This is a genomic window from Perlabentimonas gracilis (genome assembly GCF_011174675.1).
Classification (GTDB): domain Bacteria; phylum Bacteroidota; class Bacteroidia; order Bacteroidales; family Tenuifilaceae; genus Perlabentimonas; species Perlabentimonas gracilis.
Window position 1 is genome coordinate 18375 of the sequence record NZ_JAANIG010000037.1, and the last position, 22800, is coordinate 41174.

At 45.5% G+C, this 22800-nt stretch carries 11 protein-coding genes; all 11 read left to right on the forward strand.

The window, feature by feature from the left end:
- Positions 1-168 precede the first annotated feature (168 nt).
- The 11 genes from G8O23_RS14060 (at position 169) to G8O23_RS14110 (ending at position 22708) form a co-directional block, all read left to right on the forward strand.
- A complete protein-coding gene (locus G8O23_RS14060) occupies positions 169-13029 on the forward strand; it encodes an Ig-like domain-containing protein (RefSeq protein WP_166365926.1) in 12861 nt (4286 codons plus the stop codon).
- Between the two features lie 48 nt (positions 13030-13077).
- The gene (locus G8O23_RS14065; RefSeq protein WP_166365946.1) at positions 13078-13986 is read left to right on the forward strand and encodes a PorP/SprF family type IX secretion system membrane protein; all 909 of its coding nucleotides are present in this window, start codon (positions 13078-13080) and stop codon (positions 13984-13986) included.
- Positions 13987-14188: 202 nt separating this feature from the next.
- Entirely contained in the window at positions 14189-14818 is a 630-nt protein-coding gene (locus G8O23_RS14070) for a DUF998 domain-containing protein (RefSeq protein ID WP_166365928.1), read from the forward strand.
- A gap of 293 nt (positions 14819-15111) precedes the next feature.
- Positions 15112-15363 carry an HTH domain-containing protein gene (locus tag G8O23_RS14075; protein WP_166365930.1) on the forward strand — a complete coding sequence of 84 codons (252 nt, stop codon included), beginning with the start codon at positions 15112-15114 and terminating at the stop codon, positions 15361-15363.
- A 525-nt stretch (positions 15364-15888) separates the two neighbouring features.
- Complete coding sequence (locus tag G8O23_RS14080; RefSeq protein WP_166365932.1) at positions 15889-17160, forward strand: S8 family serine peptidase; 1272 nt, start codon at positions 15889-15891, stop codon at positions 17158-17160.
- A gap of 177 nt (positions 17161-17337) precedes the next feature.
- Positions 17338-18210 (forward strand): hypothetical protein, encoded by an 873-nt coding sequence (locus G8O23_RS14085; RefSeq protein WP_166365934.1) that lies wholly within the window; start codon positions 17338-17340, stop codon positions 18208-18210.
- 87 nt (positions 18211-18297) lie between these two features.
- Entirely contained in the window at positions 18298-20091 is a 1794-nt protein-coding gene (locus G8O23_RS14090; protein ID WP_166365936.1) for a hypothetical protein, read from the forward strand.
- Positions 20092-20359: 268 nt separating this feature from the next.
- Positions 20360-20659, forward strand: a complete 300-nt coding sequence (locus G8O23_RS14095; protein WP_166365938.1) for an HTH domain-containing protein — start codon at positions 20360-20362, stop codon at positions 20657-20659.
- A gap of 242 nt (positions 20660-20901) precedes the next feature.
- Positions 20902-21126: a TIGR04149 family rSAM-modified RiPP gene (locus tag G8O23_RS14100; protein WP_235942294.1), complete on the forward strand. Its 225-nt coding sequence runs from the start codon at positions 20902-20904 to the stop codon at positions 21124-21126.
- 68 nt (positions 21127-21194) lie between these two features.
- The gene (locus G8O23_RS14105) at positions 21195-22460 is read left to right on the forward strand and encodes a 6-bladed beta-propeller (protein ID WP_166365940.1); all 1266 of its coding nucleotides are present in this window, start codon (positions 21195-21197) and stop codon (positions 22458-22460) included.
- A gap of 2 nt (positions 22461-22462) precedes the next feature.
- Complete coding sequence (locus G8O23_RS14110; protein ID WP_166365942.1) at positions 22463-22708, forward strand: hypothetical protein; 246 nt, start codon at positions 22463-22465, stop codon at positions 22706-22708.
- Positions 22709-22800 lie beyond the last annotated feature (92 nt).

Sequence of the window (22800 nt, forward strand, 5' to 3'; positions counted from 1 at the left end):
CATTTTTTATGGCCTAGCGTTGATTTATGCTAATCATTTCGATGATAAATATCATCGTTACGATTAAAAGTTTAATTTTGTTTACGATTTTAAAAATGGGATAAAACCTTATGTCTCAAGTACGGATATTGTTTAGATAGTAAGAAGCCAACCAAACCTTTGAAATTTATGAAACGATTGTTTACCCTTGCCGTTCTGTCTGTTGTTTTTCTATCATCGTTTGCTCAGGAGGGCACCAAGCAGTTGATGCCCATAAAGGAGTACCCACTTTACCTTGAATTTAATGTTTTTGCTGGAGGCAACTTTGGGAATTACAATGCCAACGAGAAGGAGCGTATCTATATCTACCTAAAGGAGGGAGAGACAATGCACTTTGGCATGAAGATGAATACGGTGAACTATGGGGGAAATGTATCGCAGAATCCTAACAACTTATACTTTAGGGTAAAGGATCCATCTGGCACAAAGGTTTTTCCTGAAGTTGGTGATGAACGGCTAATTCCAACGAGCGGAACAGGTTACATAGGAACATGGGAGAGGGCTATTGCTGGGCCTAACGGGGTACTACTCAATGGGAATCCAATTAGCGGAGGTTATACTCCATTTGTTTACACCGCCACATCAACGGGTAACCACTATATTGAGTTTAATAAAAGACAACAGTATTATCGTTTTGCCCTCGAGTTTTTCGATGTAACCGTTACCGATGACGCTGGCAATGTGGTTACCAATCCGGGCGATCCTAACCGCTCGGCTGGCCGGCTTTGGTCGTACGGATGGCAGCTAACCAACACAAGCTTCGATAACTACCCGGTAAATGCTCATTTCTATGTTTTTACCGAGGACGAGTTTGTGAACAAGGTAAACTTCGAGATGACACCATTCTCCTTTATTTTCCTGGCCAATAGCTTTGGCATTCGAACAAACTCATCGGAGGCCAACTACGTGAAAAGGACACAGAGTATGGAGCAGGATCAGATTAGTGGTGACTCCGATATACCCGAATACCCAATCTTCCTTAACGATCCCGATAGAGCCGTTTGGCCTAACACAAAGCTTCCTCCACCACAGGTTCAGGTTTGGGCCGAGGAGGAGCTGTTTATGGACTATAACTACAACCGCGATCCACTATACCTCCCCCTCAGCACTTCCTCTGTTACCCTCGAGAAGAATAGGGAGGGTTGCACCTTTGATGATGTAACCTTTTTCAAAATCGAAACAAGCCTCGATGGCTATACCGTTATTCTCCTCGATATTGATGAGGATGGCGAATACTCAGTCGACGGTAGCGATAGGGTTATCTATCGCGAGCTTAAGCGAGGGCTAAACTATATCCTTTGGGATTTTAAGAACGACAACGGTGCACCTGTTGCCAATAAAACGTACAATGCCTCTGCCACATTCTTGGGTAGAGCTCCCTCGCATTTTCCGCTTTACGATGTGGAAACATTAAGCGGGATTACCACATCGGCAATACGTCCGTTTAGCAAGCTTAACACCACCATCTATTGGGATGATACCCAAATTACCCGTTGGGGCGATGTGAACGACCCCCCAACTGGCTTAATGGATAACACCCAGCAAAAGCAGCTAAGGGTAGAAAACCATGTCCCCCGAAACTGGATGTACCGATCCGATTGGCAAGGAACTCGACATAATGGCGAGGAGAATACCATGAACACATGGTTCAACGCCATCGACCTTGGGTACAGTAGCTTCGATGTGGTGGTGCAGCAAAGTGCCCATAAGTGCGTAGATGGCAGCGCCCCTTGGGTGGGCGATGTGTACATCGAGAAGGGAATTGATGAGGTGGTAACCTTCGATAGAGAGACCTTGGAGTACAAGTATTTTCACCCTGGCAGTGTGGCGCTGAGCGCCATACGCATCAAGTCCATACCCAGTGAGGGTCAACTGCAGTACAATGGAAGTAGTGTTAGTGTTAACCAGGAAGTTTCCGTTGGCAATATTGGGCTACTTACCTATACACCCACATCGGGATTTCATGGTAAGACATACTTCGAGTGGGAAGCCATTGATGCCACTGGAAACACGAGCAATAACTCAGATTATATTTACCTAGTCTTTAATACTCCTCCAACCATTACGGATATTCCCGATCAGCGTATTTGCACCAATGTTGGAACCGGCGAAATTCCTTTTACGGTTGCTGATGTTGAAACCTCGGCGAGTGAACTTACTGTTACAGGATTCTCCTCCGACCCCGATTTTGTGCCCCATGGCAATATTGTAATAGTTGGTGCTGACGAGGATAGAACCGTTATCGTTACTCCAGTGCCCAATATATCGGGTAAGGCAATTATTTACCTTATGGTCGATGATGGCCTCTCGAAGGTGGTAACCGAGTTTGCGGTGCAGGTTAGTCCAAGTCTTGAGTTTACCGGAAACCCAATAGTATGTACTGGCAATAACCTTATTTTAAATGCTGTTGAGGCTGGTGCCGATTACGAGTGGGAATCGCCCACAGGCACAAAGTATGATACAAAGGGCATCAATGTAGCATCGCCTACTATGGGCACATGGTCCCTTACCGTTACCAAAACAGTTGAAGGCCTTACCTGTGCCTCAACTCGCGAGTTTGAGGTTGAGGTTGCTCCCATAACCACTTTCACTGGCGATTTAGACGTTTGCATTGGAGAGCCATTGGTGCTCTCAGCAACTGAGAATAATGCAACCTACGAGTGGCGTAAAGATGGCTCGGTTATCTCAACCGATAAAACATACTCTGTTGCTAGTGCATCCACAGCTAACGCTGGCGATTATACCCTAAAGGTTACCAAATACACATGTACTAACACTTCGGCTGCTAGGGCGGTTACTGTAATTGCACAACCCAATGTGGGAATGACCGTTGCTGGCAGTACCGTTGACCCGGGTAAAACGGGCACAATTACACTGGGCTCATCACAGGTTGATGTTAATTATAGTGTATACAAAAGCGGTAGTCTAGTTACATCGGAATCTGGAACAGGATCCCCCTTATCCATTAGTATTCCTTCTGCAAGCCTTACCATTGGGGCTAACGAGTTTGTTGTAACTGCAAGTAATACAAATTGCGAGGTGGAGCTAAGCAACACAAGCAATGCAGTGATACATGTCAATCAGCCCGGCATCACAGTTTCTCCAACCACCCTAAACACAACTGAGAGTGGCGACCCTGTTACCTTTAACGTGAGTCTCGATACCGAACCCATTAATGATGTGGTGATTGCCATTGAGTCGGGTAATACCGAGCAGGGAACCGTGTCACCGGCTAGCATAACCCTAACAACAGCCAACTACAGCACAGGCGTTGATGTAACTGTTACTCCCGGTCGCGATTACGTTGTAAACGATGGCGTAACCTACACCATTACCCTACATCCAGCCACCGGTACCGATCCCCACTATGCAGGAATGGATCCCGATGATGTTACTGTTATCAATAGTAATATTGATGTGGCGGGGCTAAGTGTGGTTGGTTCACCTTTAACTACAACAGAGGCTGGGGGACACGACTCATTCACCGTTGCCCTTACATCTAAGCCAACCCATAATGTTATCGTAACCTTCTCAGGTGTGGTAGATACTGAGGGAATAATCTCCGATGAATCCATTGAGTTTTCACCCGACAACTGGGATACCCCACAAACTATTACCGTTACTGGTGTAGATGACGATATTCAGGATGGCGATTATCCCTACACCATTAACCTTTCATCTTCCAGCTCGGATGCTAACTATCAGGGTAAAACGACTAGCGTTTCGGTTACCAATCAGGATAATGATGTTGCGGCCCTAACCATTGCCCCAACAACTACAACTAGCGACAGGATAAGAACCTACGAGGATCCAAGCGGCGATAAACCAACCTTCACCATTAAGCTCGAGACTCGTCCAAGCACATCGGTAACCATCGATATAGCATCGTCGAATACCAGCGAGGGAACAGTTTCACCCTCAACAGTTACATTCACTAAAGAGGGCTGGAGTGTTGATGATGTACGAACCATAACCATTTCGGGAGTGCCTGATGATGTTGATGATGATGATGTGGAGTACCAAGTAAATGTTACCGTAAGAGCCGGAAGTGCATCAGAGTACCTAGGCAAAACGGCCGTGGTGTATGCCCTGAACGAGGACAACAATACTGCCGGGATACAGCACACCCCACTAACCATTGAAACATCTGAGCCCGATGTTAGCCAAACTCTTAGGGTACGATTAACCTCGAAGCCAACAGCAGCTATTTCCGTCGCGGTTTCATCAACTGATACCAACGAAGGCGTGGTTTCGCCAGCGTCATTAACATTCACCACCGTCAACTGGAATACCTATCAGGATGTTACGGTCACCGGAGTGGACGATGATGTGATTGATGGCCCACAACCCTATAAAATAATTCTCAACTCCTCTGGCGATGCCAAGTACGATGCGCTACCCAACGTGGAGGTTAATGCTACAAATCTCGATAACGATTTGGCAGGGCTTGAACTAACTAAAACCACCCTTGCCACTTCGGAGAATGAAACCTCCGATAGTTTTGGGGTGCGTCTAACTGCCAAGCCATCTAGCAACGTTGTTATTTCAATTACTGGACTCGATGTATTTGAGGGGTCGATTCATGAGGATGACCTAACCTTAACATTCACTCCAGACAATTGGAATGTGTACCAATACGTAACGGTTACTGGTGTGGATGACGATGAGATGGACGGTAACCAAACCTACACCTTAACTTTGGCCTACACAAGTGGCGATTCTGATTTTTCAACCGTTACAGCTGCTGTAACGGTTACCAATGCCGATAACGACGAGGCAGGTGTTACGATTACCGGGCGGACCCTTAATATTACCGAGGGAGCAGCAGCAGGTACCTTTACCATTGGGTTAAACTCCCAGCCAGCCGAGGGCACTACCGTAACATACACTTTCGCATCGCCCAATGTGAACGAGATAACCCTGTCGGCCAATGAGGCCGTATTTACCCATGATAGTTGGGCCGATGTATCCATTAACGTAACGGCCATTGACGACCAAATTGACGATGGAAACCAAACCTATACTATTGTAATAGGAGCACCTACATCATGTACCGATCCAAATTACACAGCAATATCTGCTGGCGATATTACGGTAAATGTAACCGATATCCACACTGCCGGCATAACCGTATCTGCGCCCAGTGGAAATACAACCGAGGACGGAGGCACAGCCACATTTACTGTTGTGCTTAATACAAAGCCTGAGGGAGAGGTTACCATTACCTCAACATCGCAGGATGAAACTGAGGGAATTGTAACGGGTAACGGAACGATAACCTTTGATGATACAGATTGGAATACTCCAAAAACTGTTACCGTTACAGGGCAAAACGACGATGTACAGGATGGACCTCAGGAGTACACCGTTCTTGTTGCCGTAAGTGGTGCCGATTCCAAGTACGATGCAGCATTAAACAAAATCGTTACACTTATAAATGAGGATAATGATGTTGCAGGAATCACCATTACCCAGCTCACATCCCCCTTCCAAACAACAGAGGCAGGAGGAACAGTTGAGTTCTCGATTCGTCTCAATAGTGAACCCGTCGAAAATGTAAACATCAATCTTAGCTCAAGCAATACCTCTGAGGGGCTTATTTCCAGCATAGGCGGCTCCACTGTTACTGGGAACAACCATAATGTTCAGTTTACCAATGCAAATTGGGCTACCCCTATTACAGTTGTGGTAACTGGGCAAAACGATTTTATCGACGATGGCGATGTTGACTACCAAATCAATGTAGCCGTTAGTAGCATCGACCCCAATTACGGATCGGCTCACAACACTAGCATTAGCCTTAAGAATATTGATGATGACACTGCGGGTGTAACCATTACCCAAATAACCGATCCTTTCCAAACTACCGAAGACCTTGGTGAGGCTAAGTTTTCTGTAAGGCTCAACTCGCAGCCTACTCACACCGTTACCATAACATCATTATCCGACAACTCGCTAGAAGGAGAAGTAATTGCTGGTGCAACATTAACTTTTTCTACAGCAAATTGGAGCGTTGCTCAGGAGGTTACCGTACGTGGTGTGAACGACGACTTCGTTGATGGTAATGTGGACTACACGGTTACCATTACTGCTGCTAGTACCGATCCCAAGTATAATGGTAGTAATATCACTATCCCCAAGGTGAACCTTGTGAATATTGATAACAATGAGGTGGGACTTATTCTCTCCAAAGCATCGCTTGAAACATCTGAACCCGATGTGGAGGATTCCTTCACGGTAAGCCTGAAATCGAAGCCCTACGACGATGTTACCGTTGCCGTTTCATCGTCAAATACAGATGAAGGGGTTGTTTCTCCCGCAGTGCTAACCTTTAGCCCAACCACTTGGAACACGCCCCAAACCGTTACGGTTACTGGTCAGGATGATGATATAGTAGATGGATCAGTTGGTTATAGTATTATTCTTGCCACATCATCAGCAGGCGATGCTGCCTATAATTTTGCCGATATTACTATTCCAGCCGTAAATAACGACAACGACGAGGCAAAAATTTTCGTTAGCCCAACCCCAGGTTTAGTAACTAGTGAGGCGGGAGGAACTGCCACATTTACCATAGTTCTGGCAAGTATGCCATCTCACCCTGTAAGCATTAAGCTAAGCTCCGACACCCCTACAGAGGGTGTTGTTACCCATGTAACAAGGGGAACTGTTAACGCTGCTGCGAACGAGGCATATGTTACCTTCGAGCCAAGCGAGTGGAACAGTCCCGTTACAATTACTGTTATTGGTGTTGATGATGATTACGATGACGGCAATATACCGTACTACATAGTTACTCACCCAGCCGAATCTGAAGATGAGCACTATAAAGATCTTGATGCTGTCAATGTAAGCGTTGTAAATAACGATAACGATACCTGGGGTGTTATAGTCACCCCAACTAGTTTAACTGTAAACGAGAACGGTGAAAGTAAGTTCTTCACCATAGTGCTTAATAGCCGTCCAACCCATAACGTTCAGATTCCCCTAGAGTCAAACAACGCCAGCAGGCTAACGGTTTCGCCAGCTTCAGTTACTTTCGAAACCGCCAGCCCAACCGATTGGAAAACTCCAAAGCTGGTTACAGTTACTCCCGTTAACAATTTAGTTGATGAGGGCGACGAAACAATAACCGTTATCACTAATAAGATAGTTTCCGACGATGTGAAATACCGCAATTTTAATCCTGCAGATGTTTCCGTAGAGTTTATTGAGGATGATGCGGCTGGTATAAACGTTTCATCAATATCGGGTAATACCACCGAGGGCGGTGGGCAGGCAACCTTTACCATAGTGCTCAATAGCCAGCCCACAGCCGATGTTACCATTGGTATTTCATCATCTAACGTTGATGAGGGAACGGTTTTACCCACATCAGTTACGTTTACCTCTTCAAATTGGGATATTGAACAAACCGTAACCGTAACCGGTGTCGACGACGATGCAATAGATGGTAATGTGATTTACTACATCGAGTTCGACAATGCTGTTAGCGACGACTTAACCTACAACGATATGGCCATTCCAAACGTTGAGGTTATTAACGAGGACGATGACAGCGCTGGGGTATCGGTTTTCCCAATTAGCGGTTTGGTAACCAGCGAGGCAGGCCAAACGGCATCCTTTACAGTTAGGCTAAATACTATTCCAACCGACGATGTGTTAATTTCGATTGTTTCCAGCGACGTTACCGAGGGAACAGTTTCCCCTGCATCGCTAACCTTCACATCGGGCAACTGGGATCAAACGCAAACGGTAACCGTTACCGGTATCGACGATTTGGTTGACGATGGAGATCAAGCCTATACCATCAATCTTGCCATCGAGTCCACTGATGATGAGAATTATCAACCTGTTACAATACAAAGCGTTGCCGTAACCAATATTGACGATATAACCCCCCGTCCAATAGACGATGCGGTAACAACCGATCAGGAGAATGCGGTGGATATAGATGTGTTGGGGAATGACCTTGGGTTGGATTACGCCCCGGTTGCTGTTTCTATTCACACTCAGCCCGAGCGAGGTACAGTGGTAGTTAACCACGACAATACCATTACATATACACCCAATAGGTACTACCACGGCGATTTCTCATTCCAATATAGGGTTACAAACCGTCTCGATAATCACGCAAATGCTACGGTAACTGTTACGGTTAATCGGGTGGATGTTACGCCCATTGCCAACGACGATTTTCGAGGTACAAGTATGAATACGCCAGTTGAGGTAGATGTGCTGTTTAACGATGATAATCTGTACGATATTCCAATAACCGTTACTGCGGTTGGCTCGGCATCACCTTCGGGTAGCCTTGAGGTTACCGCCGAGAATACGGTGATCTTTACCCCCTCATCTGATTATGTGGGTTTTGCCACCTTTACCTACCGCGTAACCGATAACGATGGTGATTTCGACGAAGCGCTTGTTACTATCAATGTCAGAGAGGCTAATCACACACCTATAGCCAACGACGATATTGTAACTGTTATTAAAAACACACCCAAAACCATCAACGTGCTGGCTAATGATAGCGGTTTGGACGATGGCTTTGGCTCAATGGCCATACACTCGCACCCTGCTAATGGGGCGGTTATCATCAATGATAATAGGACAGTTACCTATACCCCCAACAACGATTTTATTGGTGACGATAGCTTCGAGTACTTTATCCAGGATGTTGATGGTGATTACGATTTAGCTACTGTTCACCTCACCGTTATTGATCAGCCCAATGCAATGCCAGTTGCTGTTGATGATTATCGCGCTACCGAAATGGATACTCCTGTTACGATTGATGTGCTTTTCAACGACTATGGTCTTGAGGATGGTGTTTCTAGCGTAACCCTTGCCTCTGAACCCTCCAATGGGGTGGCAGTGGTTAACCCCGATTTTACCATTACCTACACACCAAATACCGGATTCCTTGGTACTGAAACGTTCAGGTATCAGGTGTGCGATACCGATGGCGATTGCTCAAATACTGCCCTTGTAACCATCCTTGTTAAGCCAACAGGAACAAATCACAATCCAGTTGCCAACGACGATGCGGCTAGTACTTTTGTTAATATTCCTGTACACATTGATGTTCTTGCTAACGATAGTGGCCTTGAGGATGGACTTGGTAGTATTTCTATTCATACCACCCCCGAGTTTGGTAACGCAGTGGTTAATTCCAACAACACCATCACATACACTCCGTCGTATATGTTTACAGGAGTAGTTACCTTCCAGTATGTTGTTACGGATGTGGATGGCGATTTCGACATGGCCACCGTAACGGTAACGGTTCAGGAGAAGCTCAATTCAACCCCCGTAGCCAACGACGTGAGCGTGGCCACCGGCTTTAACACGCCACGGGTAATCGATGTGCTGTACAACGACCTGGGGCTTGACGATAAGCCAATTACCGTAACCATCCGCCAGCAGGCTAGCCCCGAGCAGGGCAATGCCGTGGCCAATGGCGATAACATGGTGACGTTTACCCCCGCCACCGGCTACGTGGGCGTGGCCACCTTCGAGTACACGGTGACCGATGCCGATGGCGACAGCGACTGGGCCACCGTAACGGTAACGGTGAAGGATGGAGAGAACTTCATCCCCGTGGCCAACGACGATGTGGCCACCACGCTGGTGAACACCATGGTGGAGATCGACGTGCTGGCCAACGACACGGGTCTTGAGGACGGCTTTGGCTCGCTGATCGTATACGAGGCTCCCGCCTTTGGCAGCGCGGTGGTAACGGCCAGCCGCACCATCGAGTACACGCCGAGCAACCTCTTCGAGGGCGAGGTAACGTTCCGCTACCAGGTGACCGATGTGGATGGCGATTTCGACATGGCCACCGTAACGGTAACGGTTCAGGAGAAGCCAAACGCCATCCCCGTAGCCAACGACGTGAGCGTGGCCACCGGCTTCAACACGCCGCGGGTAATCGACGTGCTGCACAACGATACGGGGCTTGACGATACGCCCATTACCGTGACCATCCGCCAGCAGGCTACCCCCGAGCAGGGCAATGCTGAGATGAATGGCGACAACACGGTGACGTTTACCCCCGCCACCGGCTACGTGGGCGTGGCCACCTTCGAGTACACGGTGACCGATGCCGACGGCGACAGCGACTGGGCCACCGTAACGGTAACGGTGAAGGATGGAGAGAACTTTATCCCCGTGGCCAACGACGATGCTGCCACCACCTTGGTGAACACCATGGTGGAGATAGACGTGCTGGCTAACGATACCGGCCTTGATGACGGCTTTGGCTCGTTGTCCATATACGAGGCACCCGCCTTTGGCAGCGCGGTGGTAACGGCCAGCCACACCATCGAGTACACGCCGAGCAACCTCTTTACGGGCGAGGTAACCTTCCGCTACCTGCTAACCGATGTGGATGGCGATTTCGACATGGCCACCGTAACGGTAACGGTTCAGGAGAAGCCAAACGCCATCCCCGTAGCTAACGACGTGAGCGTGGCCACCGGCTTCAACACGCCGCGGGTAATCGATGTGCTGTACAATGATACTGGCCTTGACGATACGCCCATTACCGTGACCATCCGCCAGCAGGCTACCCCCGAGCAGGGCAATGCCGTGGCCAATGGCGATAACACGGTGACGTTTACCCCCGCCACCGGCTACGTGGGCGTGGCCACCTTCGAGTACACGGTGACCGATGCCGATGGCGACAGCGACTGGGCCACCGTAACGGTAACGGTGAAGGAGGGAGAGAACTTCATCCCCGTGGCCAACGACGATGAGGCCACCACGCTGGTGAACACCATGGTGGAGATCGACGTGCTGGACAACGATACCGGCCTTGATGACGGCTTTGGCTCGCTCACCATTTACGAGGCACCCGCCTTTGGCAGCGCGGTGGTAACGGCCAGCCGCACCATCGAGTACACGCCGAGCAACCTCTTCACGGGCGAGGTAACGTTCCGCTACTTGGTAACCGATGTGGATGGCGATTTCGACATGGCCACCGTAACGGTAACGGTTCAGGAGAAGCCCAACGCCCTCCCCGTGGCCAACGACGTGAGCGTGGCCACCAGCTTCAACACACCGCGGGTAATCGACGTGCTGCACAACGATACGGGACTTGACGACACACCAATAACCGTAACCATTAACTATGAACCAAACGCAGCGCAAGGGTCGGTAGTTGTTAATCCCGACAATACCGTTACGTTTACCCCAGCCACCGATTTTGTTGGAGAGTCTATGTTCCAATATACTGTTACCGATGTTGATGGCGATGCTGATTTTGCAACGGTAACTGTAAATGTAAAGTCGGGCGAGAACTTTATTCCTGTGGCCAATGATGATATAGCCACCACATATATTAACATACCAGTTGATATTGATGTGTTAGTAAACGATACCGGACTGGAGGATGGTTTTGGATCAATAGAGATATACCGTCAACCTAAGTTTGGACAGGCGGTAGTACTGGATGATAATCAGATAAGGTTCACCCCCGCCAACTTCTACATGGGCACCATGACCTTTATGTACAAACTATCTGATATTGATGGCGATTTTGATATTGCAACTGTTACCGTTAGTATTATTGATGTTGATAACCCTAGACCCATCGCAAACGATGATATGGTTGGCACTAGCTTTAATACAATGGTTACTATTGATGTGCTGGCCAACGATACTGGGCTCGACGATGAACCCGTTGTTGTTACCATTTATGCTGAGCCTAACCCTGCTGAGGGTAGCGCACTTGTAAATGCTGATAATACCATCGACTTTACCCCTGCAACCAACTATGTGGGCGTGGCCATCTTTAGGTATCTTGTAACCGATGCCAATGGTGATGCCGATCATGCTGAGGTAAAAGTTACCGTTAAGGAAGGCGAGAACTTTGTCCCCATTGCTATGGACGATAGCCGTGGAACAAGTTTCAACACCCCTGTAGATATTGAAGTGTTAGAAAATGACCTTAACTTACAGGATGAGCCAATTACGGTTACCATTAGCGTGCAAAGTAGTGCTACTTATGGCACAGCCACGGTAAATGCCGACAATACAGTAACTTTTACGCCAGCAACCGATTATGTGGGGGCAGCCACTTTCGTATATCGAGTTGCTGATATGGATGGCGATTACGATGAGGCAACAGTAACCATTACGGTTAAGGAAGGGGAGAATGCCTTTCCCGTAGCAGTTCCAGACATTGCCTACACGCATATGGGTATGCCGGTTGAGCTAGATGTGCTGGCAAACGACTCTAAACTCGATGATAAACCCATTAATGTGTATATCCAAACTGCTGCGATTGATCATGGTGAGGTTGAAGTATTGGAGACCAACCAGGTAAGGATTAGCCCAGAACAAGGATTTGTTGGCGAGCTAAAATTTATCTACAGGGTTGTAGATGCCGATGGCGATTTTGATGAAGCAGAGGTTACGGTTGTGGTTTATAGTGAGATTATTGCCTTGGATGATGAGGCTGAGGTTATGCGCAACGAGTCGGTTGTAATTGATGTGCTGGCAAACGATGAGGGCCTACAGCATATTACTCCTGAGCTATCCGTTTCGCAGGTTGCTTTGCATGGTATGGTTACTGTAAACATCGACAACACCTTGACCTACACCCCCGACCTGGGTTACTTTGGCGACGACTCGTTTACCTACAGGGTATGCAGCCAGTATGGCGCTTGTGCCGAGGCCAACGTGAGTATCAATATTAAAATTGAACCATTCCGTATCCCCGAGGGCTTCTCGCCCGATGGCGATGGTATAAACGACACATTCGAAATCATTGGGCTAGAAGCGTACAGGCAGGTAAAAATTAGGATATACAACCGATGGGGACATATTGTTTACCAGAACAATAACTACAAAAACAATTGGGATGGTAAGGCTAGCGCTGCGATGTCGGTTGGAAGAACGCTCCCAACAGGTACTTACTACTACATTATCGAGATTGTGGATACTAATGAGAAGTTTACAGGTAATATTTTCCTTAAAAGGTAATTGAGGTTTTTATAATTCGAAAATTATTGCAACATGAGAAGTTTTTATATGCCAAGGTTTTTAGTAGTAGCTATTATGTTGTTAGCATCAGCTCAGTCTAGTGCACAGCAAGACCCGCTTTTCACAAACTACTTGCAAAACCCAATTGCCTTTAACCCTGCCATTGCGGGTACAGTTGATGGGCTAAACCTAAGCCTGCTCACACGGAACCAATGGATTGGGCTCGATGGAGCACCAGCAACTTATAGCTTTGGAGCCCATACTCCGTATGTGAAGCAGAATATGGGTTTAGGCTTTAACGTGATGACCGACAAGGCTGGGTCCCTTCGCAACACGCACATAACGGGGTCGTATGCCTATCAAATTACAGTTTTCCCAGAGGTTAAGCTGTCGATGGGTTTAAAGGCTGGAATTAGTAGCTACAATGCTGCCATTGGCGGTTTGTTTGTTAACGACCCAACGGATCCCAACTTTCAGGCCGACGAACATCGGATAAGCCCAAACCTTGGGGTTGGTTTTCATCTATACACCAACCAGTACTATGCTGGTTTCTCAGTGCCTAAGCTTATTGAGCCAAGGCTTAACAAGGAGTATCGCGAAAGCAAGGAGCCTTACAACCCGCAGTTTTACTTAATGGGAGGGTACCGTTTCCCCATTAACTTGGATTGGGAGTTCCTGCCGTCAGCACTGGTGGGTATTATGGGTGGATCGCCAATGTCGGCCGACCTAACAGCACAGTTTATGTATCTGAGACGCTTCTACTTTGGTACTCATTATAGGATTGGCGATGCGATGGGGCTGTTTGTTAATGCCAAGATAACCGATGATTTTACCTTTGGCTATGCGTTCGACTTTACCCTAAACAGGTTGTCGAGCGTAAATAGCGGAACCCATGAGTTTGTGCTAACCTACACCTTTTATGGCCTATGGAATAAAATTGAGAGTTGGAGGTTTTAGAGCCTATCTACTAACCGAGATATTTTGGTAAGAAAAGTGATTGGTTGATTACCCAATCATGCCAGAGTCAGTCAGTCAACCTGCTTACTGGCAAGCAGGGTTAACCAATCATCTAATCAACCTGCCTGCCTTTGGCAGATCAATCACTCAATCACTCAATCACTCAATCATCCAATCATCCAATCACATCCAAACTATGTCAATGGCAAATCGAGAGAACCTACAGATCATATCCTACCTCACCCTACGAACCCTTATAGGCTCGTTTGGAATTTTATTACCCATAGTCCTTGCTGTTGGCGGCTTTATTAGCACAGGGAGCTTTACGCTCGAGAGTTCCATAAGTAGCTACTACGATACCCCAATGCGCGATGTATTTGTGGGAATCCTTTTCGTGTTAGGATTTTTTCTACTTGCCTACAAAGGCTATAAGCCCATCGACAATATTGCTGCAACGTTGGGGTTTGTGTTTGCTCTGGGGGTTGCGCTTTGCCCCAGCAGTAGCTCGGTAAAGGCCGTTTGGGTAATGCATTTTGTTTCGGCTGGACTGCTGTTTGGTGTTTTTGTATTCTTCTCGCTTTACCTTTTTACCAAGACCCACGAAGGAGAGGAGCCGACTCCTGGCAAGAAGCGACGAAACACTGTGTACTGGATATGCGGTTTGGCCATAGTGTTTTTTCTACTGATTATGGCCTTGTGCTTTATCTTTCTACCTCCCCAAGTGCGCGAAGCGTACAAGCTAATCTTCTGGCTCGAGACCGGTGCCCTTTGGGCATTTGGCATCTCATGGCTGGTAAAAGGACGTTTCCTGTGGAGTAGCCTGTTGGGTTGATGTGCAACTGCTCGGCTGTATACCTTTATCCCAATTATCTGCATAAGGTATTTCACATCAATTACATTTACCCTTTGGGTAAGTAAGTCCTCTTCCTACAATATAATCCTGCCGTTTGTTTTAATCTGTTGCATGCGCCTACTTTGAGCAATGTAAGTTGCTGATTATTAACTCCAAGAAAAATTTTTGAAAAAAAGTTCCAAAAAGGTTGTCACAAAACCATCATTTTAATCACATATAGTGGAGGGGGTTATGTTTTCTCTCCACAGTAGTAACCCTTAATTTTTGGAATTATGTACATCGCGAAGCAACAAGATCTGCTAATGGACATAGCACATCTTATAGAGGAGGAGGCCACTGGAACCCCTGAGGAGCTGGCCGAACAGTTTGGTTTAACCGACAAGATGCTCAGGCGTTACATTACCCACCTGCGGGCTATGGGAGCCGATATTGGCTACTGTACCGCCCGCAACACGTACTATTTTGTGAAGCCCCTAACTTTTAAGTTTGGTTTTAGCCCGCTGGAGGCAGGTAAGGCTCACTAATGCTAAGGGCGAAAGGAACAACCACAGGTATAGTAAAACTGTACTCCCGAAAGCCTCATTGGCAGAGTGTGGTAAGGGAGTGTGAAAACGTAATGGGTATATAGTAAGATGACGAAAGGACAAAGCCAGCCACTTTATGGTATTCGAACCTGAATCTTATCCGCAAAGTCATAAGCCTACATATATCCATACAAGGAGAAGAAATTGACCCGAAAACTCCTTAACCCAAGGTAGGGCAAAACCTAGAGCAATTTTTTTTGAAGCATCTGTACGGTAGCTACTCTTCATAACTTATGATTCTTACATCATCCTCAGCTCTTGTGATTTTTGTAGATGTGTAGTTCATATTCGGTTTCAGAAGAATAGCGATACATCAATGGCAAGTTAAAAGTATGGTAGTCTTAACATCTATCGTAATGGTTATTTGTCAGCTGTATGTTGATGTTTGCCTGATCCTCAACAATGGGTTTAGCTACCATAAATCAGATGTAATTAACCAATTACAAACCAAAACTAATTTTACAAATGAAAAGATTATTAGGTTTATCACTAGTTGCTGGAATCTTGTTTGTAAGCTGCCAGAAAGATGAGATTTTAACTCCAACTGCCGAGGACAACTCGTTGTACGAAACGCAAACCTCATTTGAGGGGCTAAGCCATGGCGATGTTATTCCCAATAGCTACATTGTAGTTTTCAAGGAAACACCCGACTTGAAAAATGTTGAGAGTAAGTACGAGACCATGAAAAGTTCCTACGAAAGAGACTTTGCCAAGAATGACAACTTTTTGCAGGAGCTGCACATGAAGAAAATGGACTCGTTTAGGGTTGAGTACGAGAGAACCCTCACCGACCTAAACATTCCTGAAGAATCCATTGAGAATGTTTACACCGGTTCAGTATTTGGTATCTCGGCCAAGCTAAGCGATAAAGATGTTAGGATGCTTGAGAAGGATGCTAGGGTTGATTATATTGAACCCAATCGCTACATCGAGCTAAGCTATAGGCTAGAGGAAGATACCGAGGGGCTCGACGGAGCAAAAGCCCAAACAATTCCTTGGGGTATCTCACGTGTTGGCGCAGCTGTTTACACAGGTAGCCGAGTGGCATGGGTTGTTGACACTGGTATTCAGTACAATCACCCCGACCTAAACGTTTACACTTCGGCCTGTAGATCATTTGTTTCGGGCGAATCGTACAACGATGGCAATGGGCATGGTACCCATGTGGCCGGAACCATTGCCGCCATTCATAACACCTATGGTGTTGTGGGCGTAGCGGCAGGTGCCAGAGTTGTTGCCGTTAAGGTGCTCTCCAATCAGGGCGGCGGTAGCTATGCAGGCATCATATCTGGTATTGACTATGTTAGGAGTGTTGCAAGCTCGGGCGATGTGGCCAACTTTAGCCTTGGCGGACCAGCCTCTACAGCTCTTGATAATGCAGTGATAAACCTTTCAAATAGGGGTGTGTGGTGTGTTATTGCAGCTGGAAACGATTATCGAAATGCAAATAATTACTCCCCAGCTCGGGTTAACGGAACCTATATCTATACTGTTTCGTCGCATGATAGCAACAACCGTTTTTCAACCTTCTCTAACTGGGCAAATCCTCCAATCGACTGGTGTGCACCGGGTACAAGTATCTACTCTACATGGATTGGTAGCTCATACCGAACCATAAGCGGCACATCTATGGCTGCTCCTCATGTGGCGGGCATACGCTTAATGGGTGCACCAAGAGTACGCGGATATGTAACCAACGATCCCGACGGTAACCCAGATAGAATGGCACAAAGGTAACGCTTGTAATCTCTAGCTTGATAGGTTAGGGTCAGGTTTATTGATACGCCTGACCCTGCTTTTTTATGATTTTTCTGCACATCACTTCGCCATTTAGGTAGAAGTCAAGGTAGTTTTATATCTTTACTCTACTATAGTCAGTTAGTTACCTTAACGCAACAGTATAAATTACAGTTTATGATTGCTTGTCCCCTTCGATTTAAAAGGCCACTAGTATTGGCTTGCTTTTTAATTATTTACGTAGCATTCTCCAGCTATGCATCATTTCCTGCCTCTACCGAGATAGATAAGCAAAGAATAAACGAGGTGCTCAAGCAGGCATACGAGCTTGATCAAAAGTATCGAAGAATAATTGACAGCCTTATGAAGGCCGAAATTTATAACGAAGAGCTAGCCGTTGCTGCATATGAGATGAAGGAGCAGGATAAGCGAAACATTGAGCTAGTACTGCCCATTATCGACAGCATTATTCACTATCGGATAGACGATTTGGATACATTGTCGTACAAGGCATGCTACCTTGTAATTCAGCACGCAGATGTCGATATTCACAATAAGTATGTCGATTTTGTTCACCATCTAGCACAAAAAGGTTATATCCCTAGCCTTAATTACGCCTGGTTTGTTGATAGGCTGCTAGTGGGGCAAGGCAAAGTTCAGAAATATGGAGTTCAGGCCTATAGATACATAAACAATGTAACCCTGCTCTATCCAGTTGGTATAGATTATCTTGAATCGTGGAACGAGCTTGGTCTCGAATTCGACCCAAAAATTTGGGACAACTGCAAGTACTCTCCAGCACTCGTATCGCCCAATGAGTTTGCCCTGTTGGGTTTTATTCTCCACAATTCAGAAGGGGCCGAAGGCATTAAGGTGCAAGTAAATGAATCTATTCACACATTAACAACAAGTACAGGCTATTTTTGCTTAGTTTTTAATAAGGTGTTAATCCCCGATAGTATTCAGATAGTAACTAGCTCCGCTACGGTAGACTATAAGCTTGATATTGCAGAGGATGCCGATTTTATTGTTGTAACCTATGATTTGTAAGGTTAGAGTTTGAAATCTCTGTTTACCTAATCTTAGCGGGGAAATTTCTAACTAAGATATTTTACAGTATCAAAATATTAATATCCAATGAAAAGATCAATTCTGTTTATTCTCTTACTGGCATTTGCAATAGGGGAAGTTTATGCACAAGGAAGTGCCTTTGATTTGCGATTTTACCCTACTCGGATCTATGATTACTTTGCACATGATGCAGCCAATTGTATTATTACCGATGGAACCAATGTTGATGGTTTGGCTAGGATGTTGGGTCCAAGTACGTTAATACTTGACGAAAGTGAGTATAACGCGTTTTGCCTCGCCAGTTACAATATAATTTGTGTAGGAAATGCCAAAACCAATGCATTCATTAGTACCCTAGTACTACCTTATAGCTTTGATGGTGATATGTTATGCATTGGTGATACAACAATTAGCACCAAGGGGGCTAATTTTATGGCTGTAACCTCAAATCCTTTTAACAGGGCAAATTGTTTGCTACACATCGATACCATTGCCGAAGGCTATAATAACCAGTTTTTTGGGAAATCCCAATTTGTAGTTTACCGAAAGAATGAAGTGGTATATAGTGATAAGTATTATCGCTATTTAACGAAAATGGATGCCTCCCCCAACGAGCATATGCACGAATCTGGCTTTTACCCGAATACTCAGCTAAGCAGATTCCCCAATTTAGACGGGAGTCTTTTTCCAGTCGACACCAATGTTTTTAAACCAATTGATACTAGGAGTAACTATGATGAGCTGATTAGTGATATGGTCAACAAAAAGGTAGTTCTGATGGGAGAGAATCATTACTTCAAAGAGATTACAGATATTGTAAAAAGAATTCTATTTGCACTTAATGAGGATGCATATTTTCCCTACCTGGTTGTTGAAACCCCTTTTTCTTACACCTATGACATCAACACCTACCTCTCAATTGCAGACGATAAAACGGCCACTGCTTTTTTCAGCGAACGGTTGAATAGTATTGTAACAACTGTTGAGGATTCTACTTTTTATAATGACATCAGGGTATGGAATAGAAACAATCCCAATAAAGAGCTAAATGTACTCTGTTCTGATATTGAGCATAATTCTGATGTTACCATTTCAGATATCCTCATTCCAAAGCTTAATAACGCTGGTTTTGCATACTGTCCTGATTCCCTTAAGTCTGCAACCTATCTTCGTAAGCTTTTACCCGAAATCAAAAGCCTTCACAGCATTGACGAAACCATTTATCCAATTGTTGAAAATTTACTTCAGTCATTGCTGGCCTATAGCGCATTAAATGAGGGGTTTCATAAATTCAATCAGATAAGAAGTAGGGCAATAATTAGAAAGTTTGAAGACCCTCATTATTTTAGTGATATAGTAAGGGATAATAAGCTCATAATTTATGGAGGGAGTGAGCACACAGGAACAGGGAATAAGAATGCGATAAAGCGTGATGCTGAAGGTTATTACTTTCAGTATATTAACTCCAACACCAAGGGCCTTACCTATTCGCTACGTTTGGTTGCCTATAGCTATACGGTGAACCCCCTATTGCTGGACAAAGAGCATTTTAAGCATAGAGCAGGTAATTATCTCAAGATGCTAACAAATTATCGAGAGGCAGTTGCCAGCAAAAGTATTGATACGAATGATCCAGTTTTCATTTTCAACGGGTTTGATAGCTTTACGAAAGGACTACTCGAGATATCAACTTCTATGAACGGGCCATTCTTTTTCTCCACAGCAGATATCCCTAGGTTTGAGCGAAACAATTACATATCCTTTCTTGATCGGATGCATTCAACTCGAAGTAAGAATCATTTTTTATTGTACGATGGGGTAGTAGTTATTCCAATTTCTAAGTTGGTAACTTCGAGATAGATAGGGTTATGTTTTTTTTAATACTTGTTATAGGCAGTTCTTTCATCTTATTATATCAAAGCATATCTCCGTTCGCCCCAAACTGCCGGCAAAAAACTCAAATGCAAACCACATTAAACCAGTTCGTTAAACAGCAGGCTTAATTTTTCTCCAAAAAAACTTCTAAAATCATTGTCACAAATCCGGTATTTGCGACACATATAGTAGAGGGGCTTATTGCCTCTACACAGTTTCACCCTATTTGTTAACCAGTAACCAACAAATCGCAATGATTTTAAAAGTAAAGGATCAGCTCGAAACGCTTCACCAGCAAATTGAAAACGCCAGCACTGGAACACCCGCCCAGTTAGCCCAGCGCTTGGGCGTAACCGCCCGCACGGTTCGCAACTACATCAGTCAACTTGTCAAACTTGGGGCGCCTGTCGAATATTCCCGCTCCAGCCAAACATACTACTACAAGCACCCAGTTGCGCTTAGGTTTACCTTTGAGCCCTTGAATACAAGCGCTCAGGAGACAAACGGGGGGGGTAAAAGCCTTTCTGTTAGCAGGATAGGGGGAGGTGTGTGATAATCTCAATTCTAAATCCCTTTTTTTACATCTCAGACCGCTAAGCGTAACGACTTAACATTTAGCTAGATATTAATACTTATATGTAATTTGTGTTGTAAAACATATGTTGTGATGCTACACGGAAATGTCATTTCCGCGAAGGGGTATACCTTTGGTATGCCAAAACATCCTGAATGGGCCCAAAGGGAGGGTTTTGTATAAAATGCTATTTTTTCAATAACTCTAAACAAATTCTAACTATGAAAAAGCTAAAGCTAAACCAGCTAAGTAAAGCCGAGCTGGAGAATCGAGAAATGAGCGCCATTAAAGGCGGTAATTGCTGTGGTTGTGGATGCCATTACGAAGGACAGCCAGGAGGCTCTTCAACAACAAGTAATCGGGATGCAAACTACAAATATGGTTACGACTCAGTTGGAGGAAATATTGATTGCAGATGTGGTGACGTACAGACTGCCACAGCGTAGTTGTAAGTTAGTAACGAAGGCAAGTAGGGCTTTACCTACTTGCTTTTTTTAAGATGAAAACCCTAGCTATGACAAAACAATATTTTTACTGCTACAAGCCATTGTACCTATTGGCTCTTATCTTGCTCTTTTCATGTAGCAATGTATCCAATAGCAACAATGAATTTAGCATAACATTCCCATATACGCTAAACATAAAAGAAGTGCTCGATGGCAGCAGCCCTGGCCAACCGCCAACCCTTAGCCAGATAGCCGACAGCATTGAGTACGTTAAGCTGGGGTTGGTAGATGGAAAACCGCTTGGACAGATATTTAACGTAAGGGTAACCAGCAACAATATCTTTCTTACCACTGTAAATGAGCCTGCGCTAATGTTTAGCCGTAATGGAGAGTTTATCACTCGGTTGGGTAAATTGGGCCGAGGTCCTGCTGAGTACGTTTCAGCTCTCGATGTAGTGCCAATAGAGAGCAAGGGGGTAGTTGCTGTAAAGGCTTATCCGTTAGGCGACTTTCCAGTGTATAACTATTCGGGTCAGATGGTAAAGCGGTTATCTCGAGTTGAAGGAAGTCGAAATATTGAAGTGCTTAACGGGACCAAAGTGTATAGCGAGGATATGGGTTTCTTTACAACTAAAGATGGGTATATGATACTATCTAGAGACCTCAATGGAGATACCGTATTTTTTAGCAAAAGTCATCACGATGATTTTCTCAATACCGATAGTTGGAAGAGACTACAGTACTATATTATCACTAGGATAACACCCTATAATACTGATACGGTTCTGGTGTTAGAGAACGCGGTGGATACCATATTCTCCTTCAATGGCAAGGAGCTTATCCCACGGTATATACTCGATATCGGTAAGTACAACGGGAGCTACGCCGATAGGCTCACCCAGCCCACCAAGGCGATTGCCGAGGCCTCCACCCAGTACATCTTCTTTTTCGAGACCCAAGCCCACCTATTTGTGCAAATGCTGGTGCGCAATAAGCCCTGGCTAGTATGGCTCGATAAGCAAACGGGGCTAACTCAGGGGAAGCAGTACCCCGTAGAGTTCTGGCCCAAAAGCACCAATGGCATAGCCCGAAGCGACAAGACCTTTCTGTCCAACGACTACGATGGTGGCCCCGACTTCTATCCCCGAGCCACCATGAGCAATCGGCTAGGGGTATCGTGGTACTACGCCCATGAGCTCATGGAATTAGAAAGCCCTAGCAGCAGGGAGGCAACCAACAGCGATGCCCAGCGCCGTTTGGCGAGCATGGTTGAAAACCTTACCATGGAGGACAACCCGGTGATTATGATTGTACATTACAAGGGAGGAGAGTAGCGATGGAAGCAACGCATATAGTTAGTGCCGAGAGTGGCAACTCCTATATAATGGATGCCCGGCTCAAGGAGATTATGTATTGTCCCCCTGGGCTAAAAGCGGCTTGCCATATTGGCGAAGAGACGAATGAAAACACCAAGGTTTACGACCACGATGCGGAGGTATACTATCGGGGGAAGTATCGTTTTCTAAAAGAGCATGGTTTTTTTTCACATCCAAAAACTGATATTGTAACCCAAATTCACTAGTGGGCACTAAATATAAATAATAGTTCTTTGAAAATCTTTGTTCATCGCACTTATCTGTTTTTTTAATAGCGTGACGATTTGAATTGGAAATC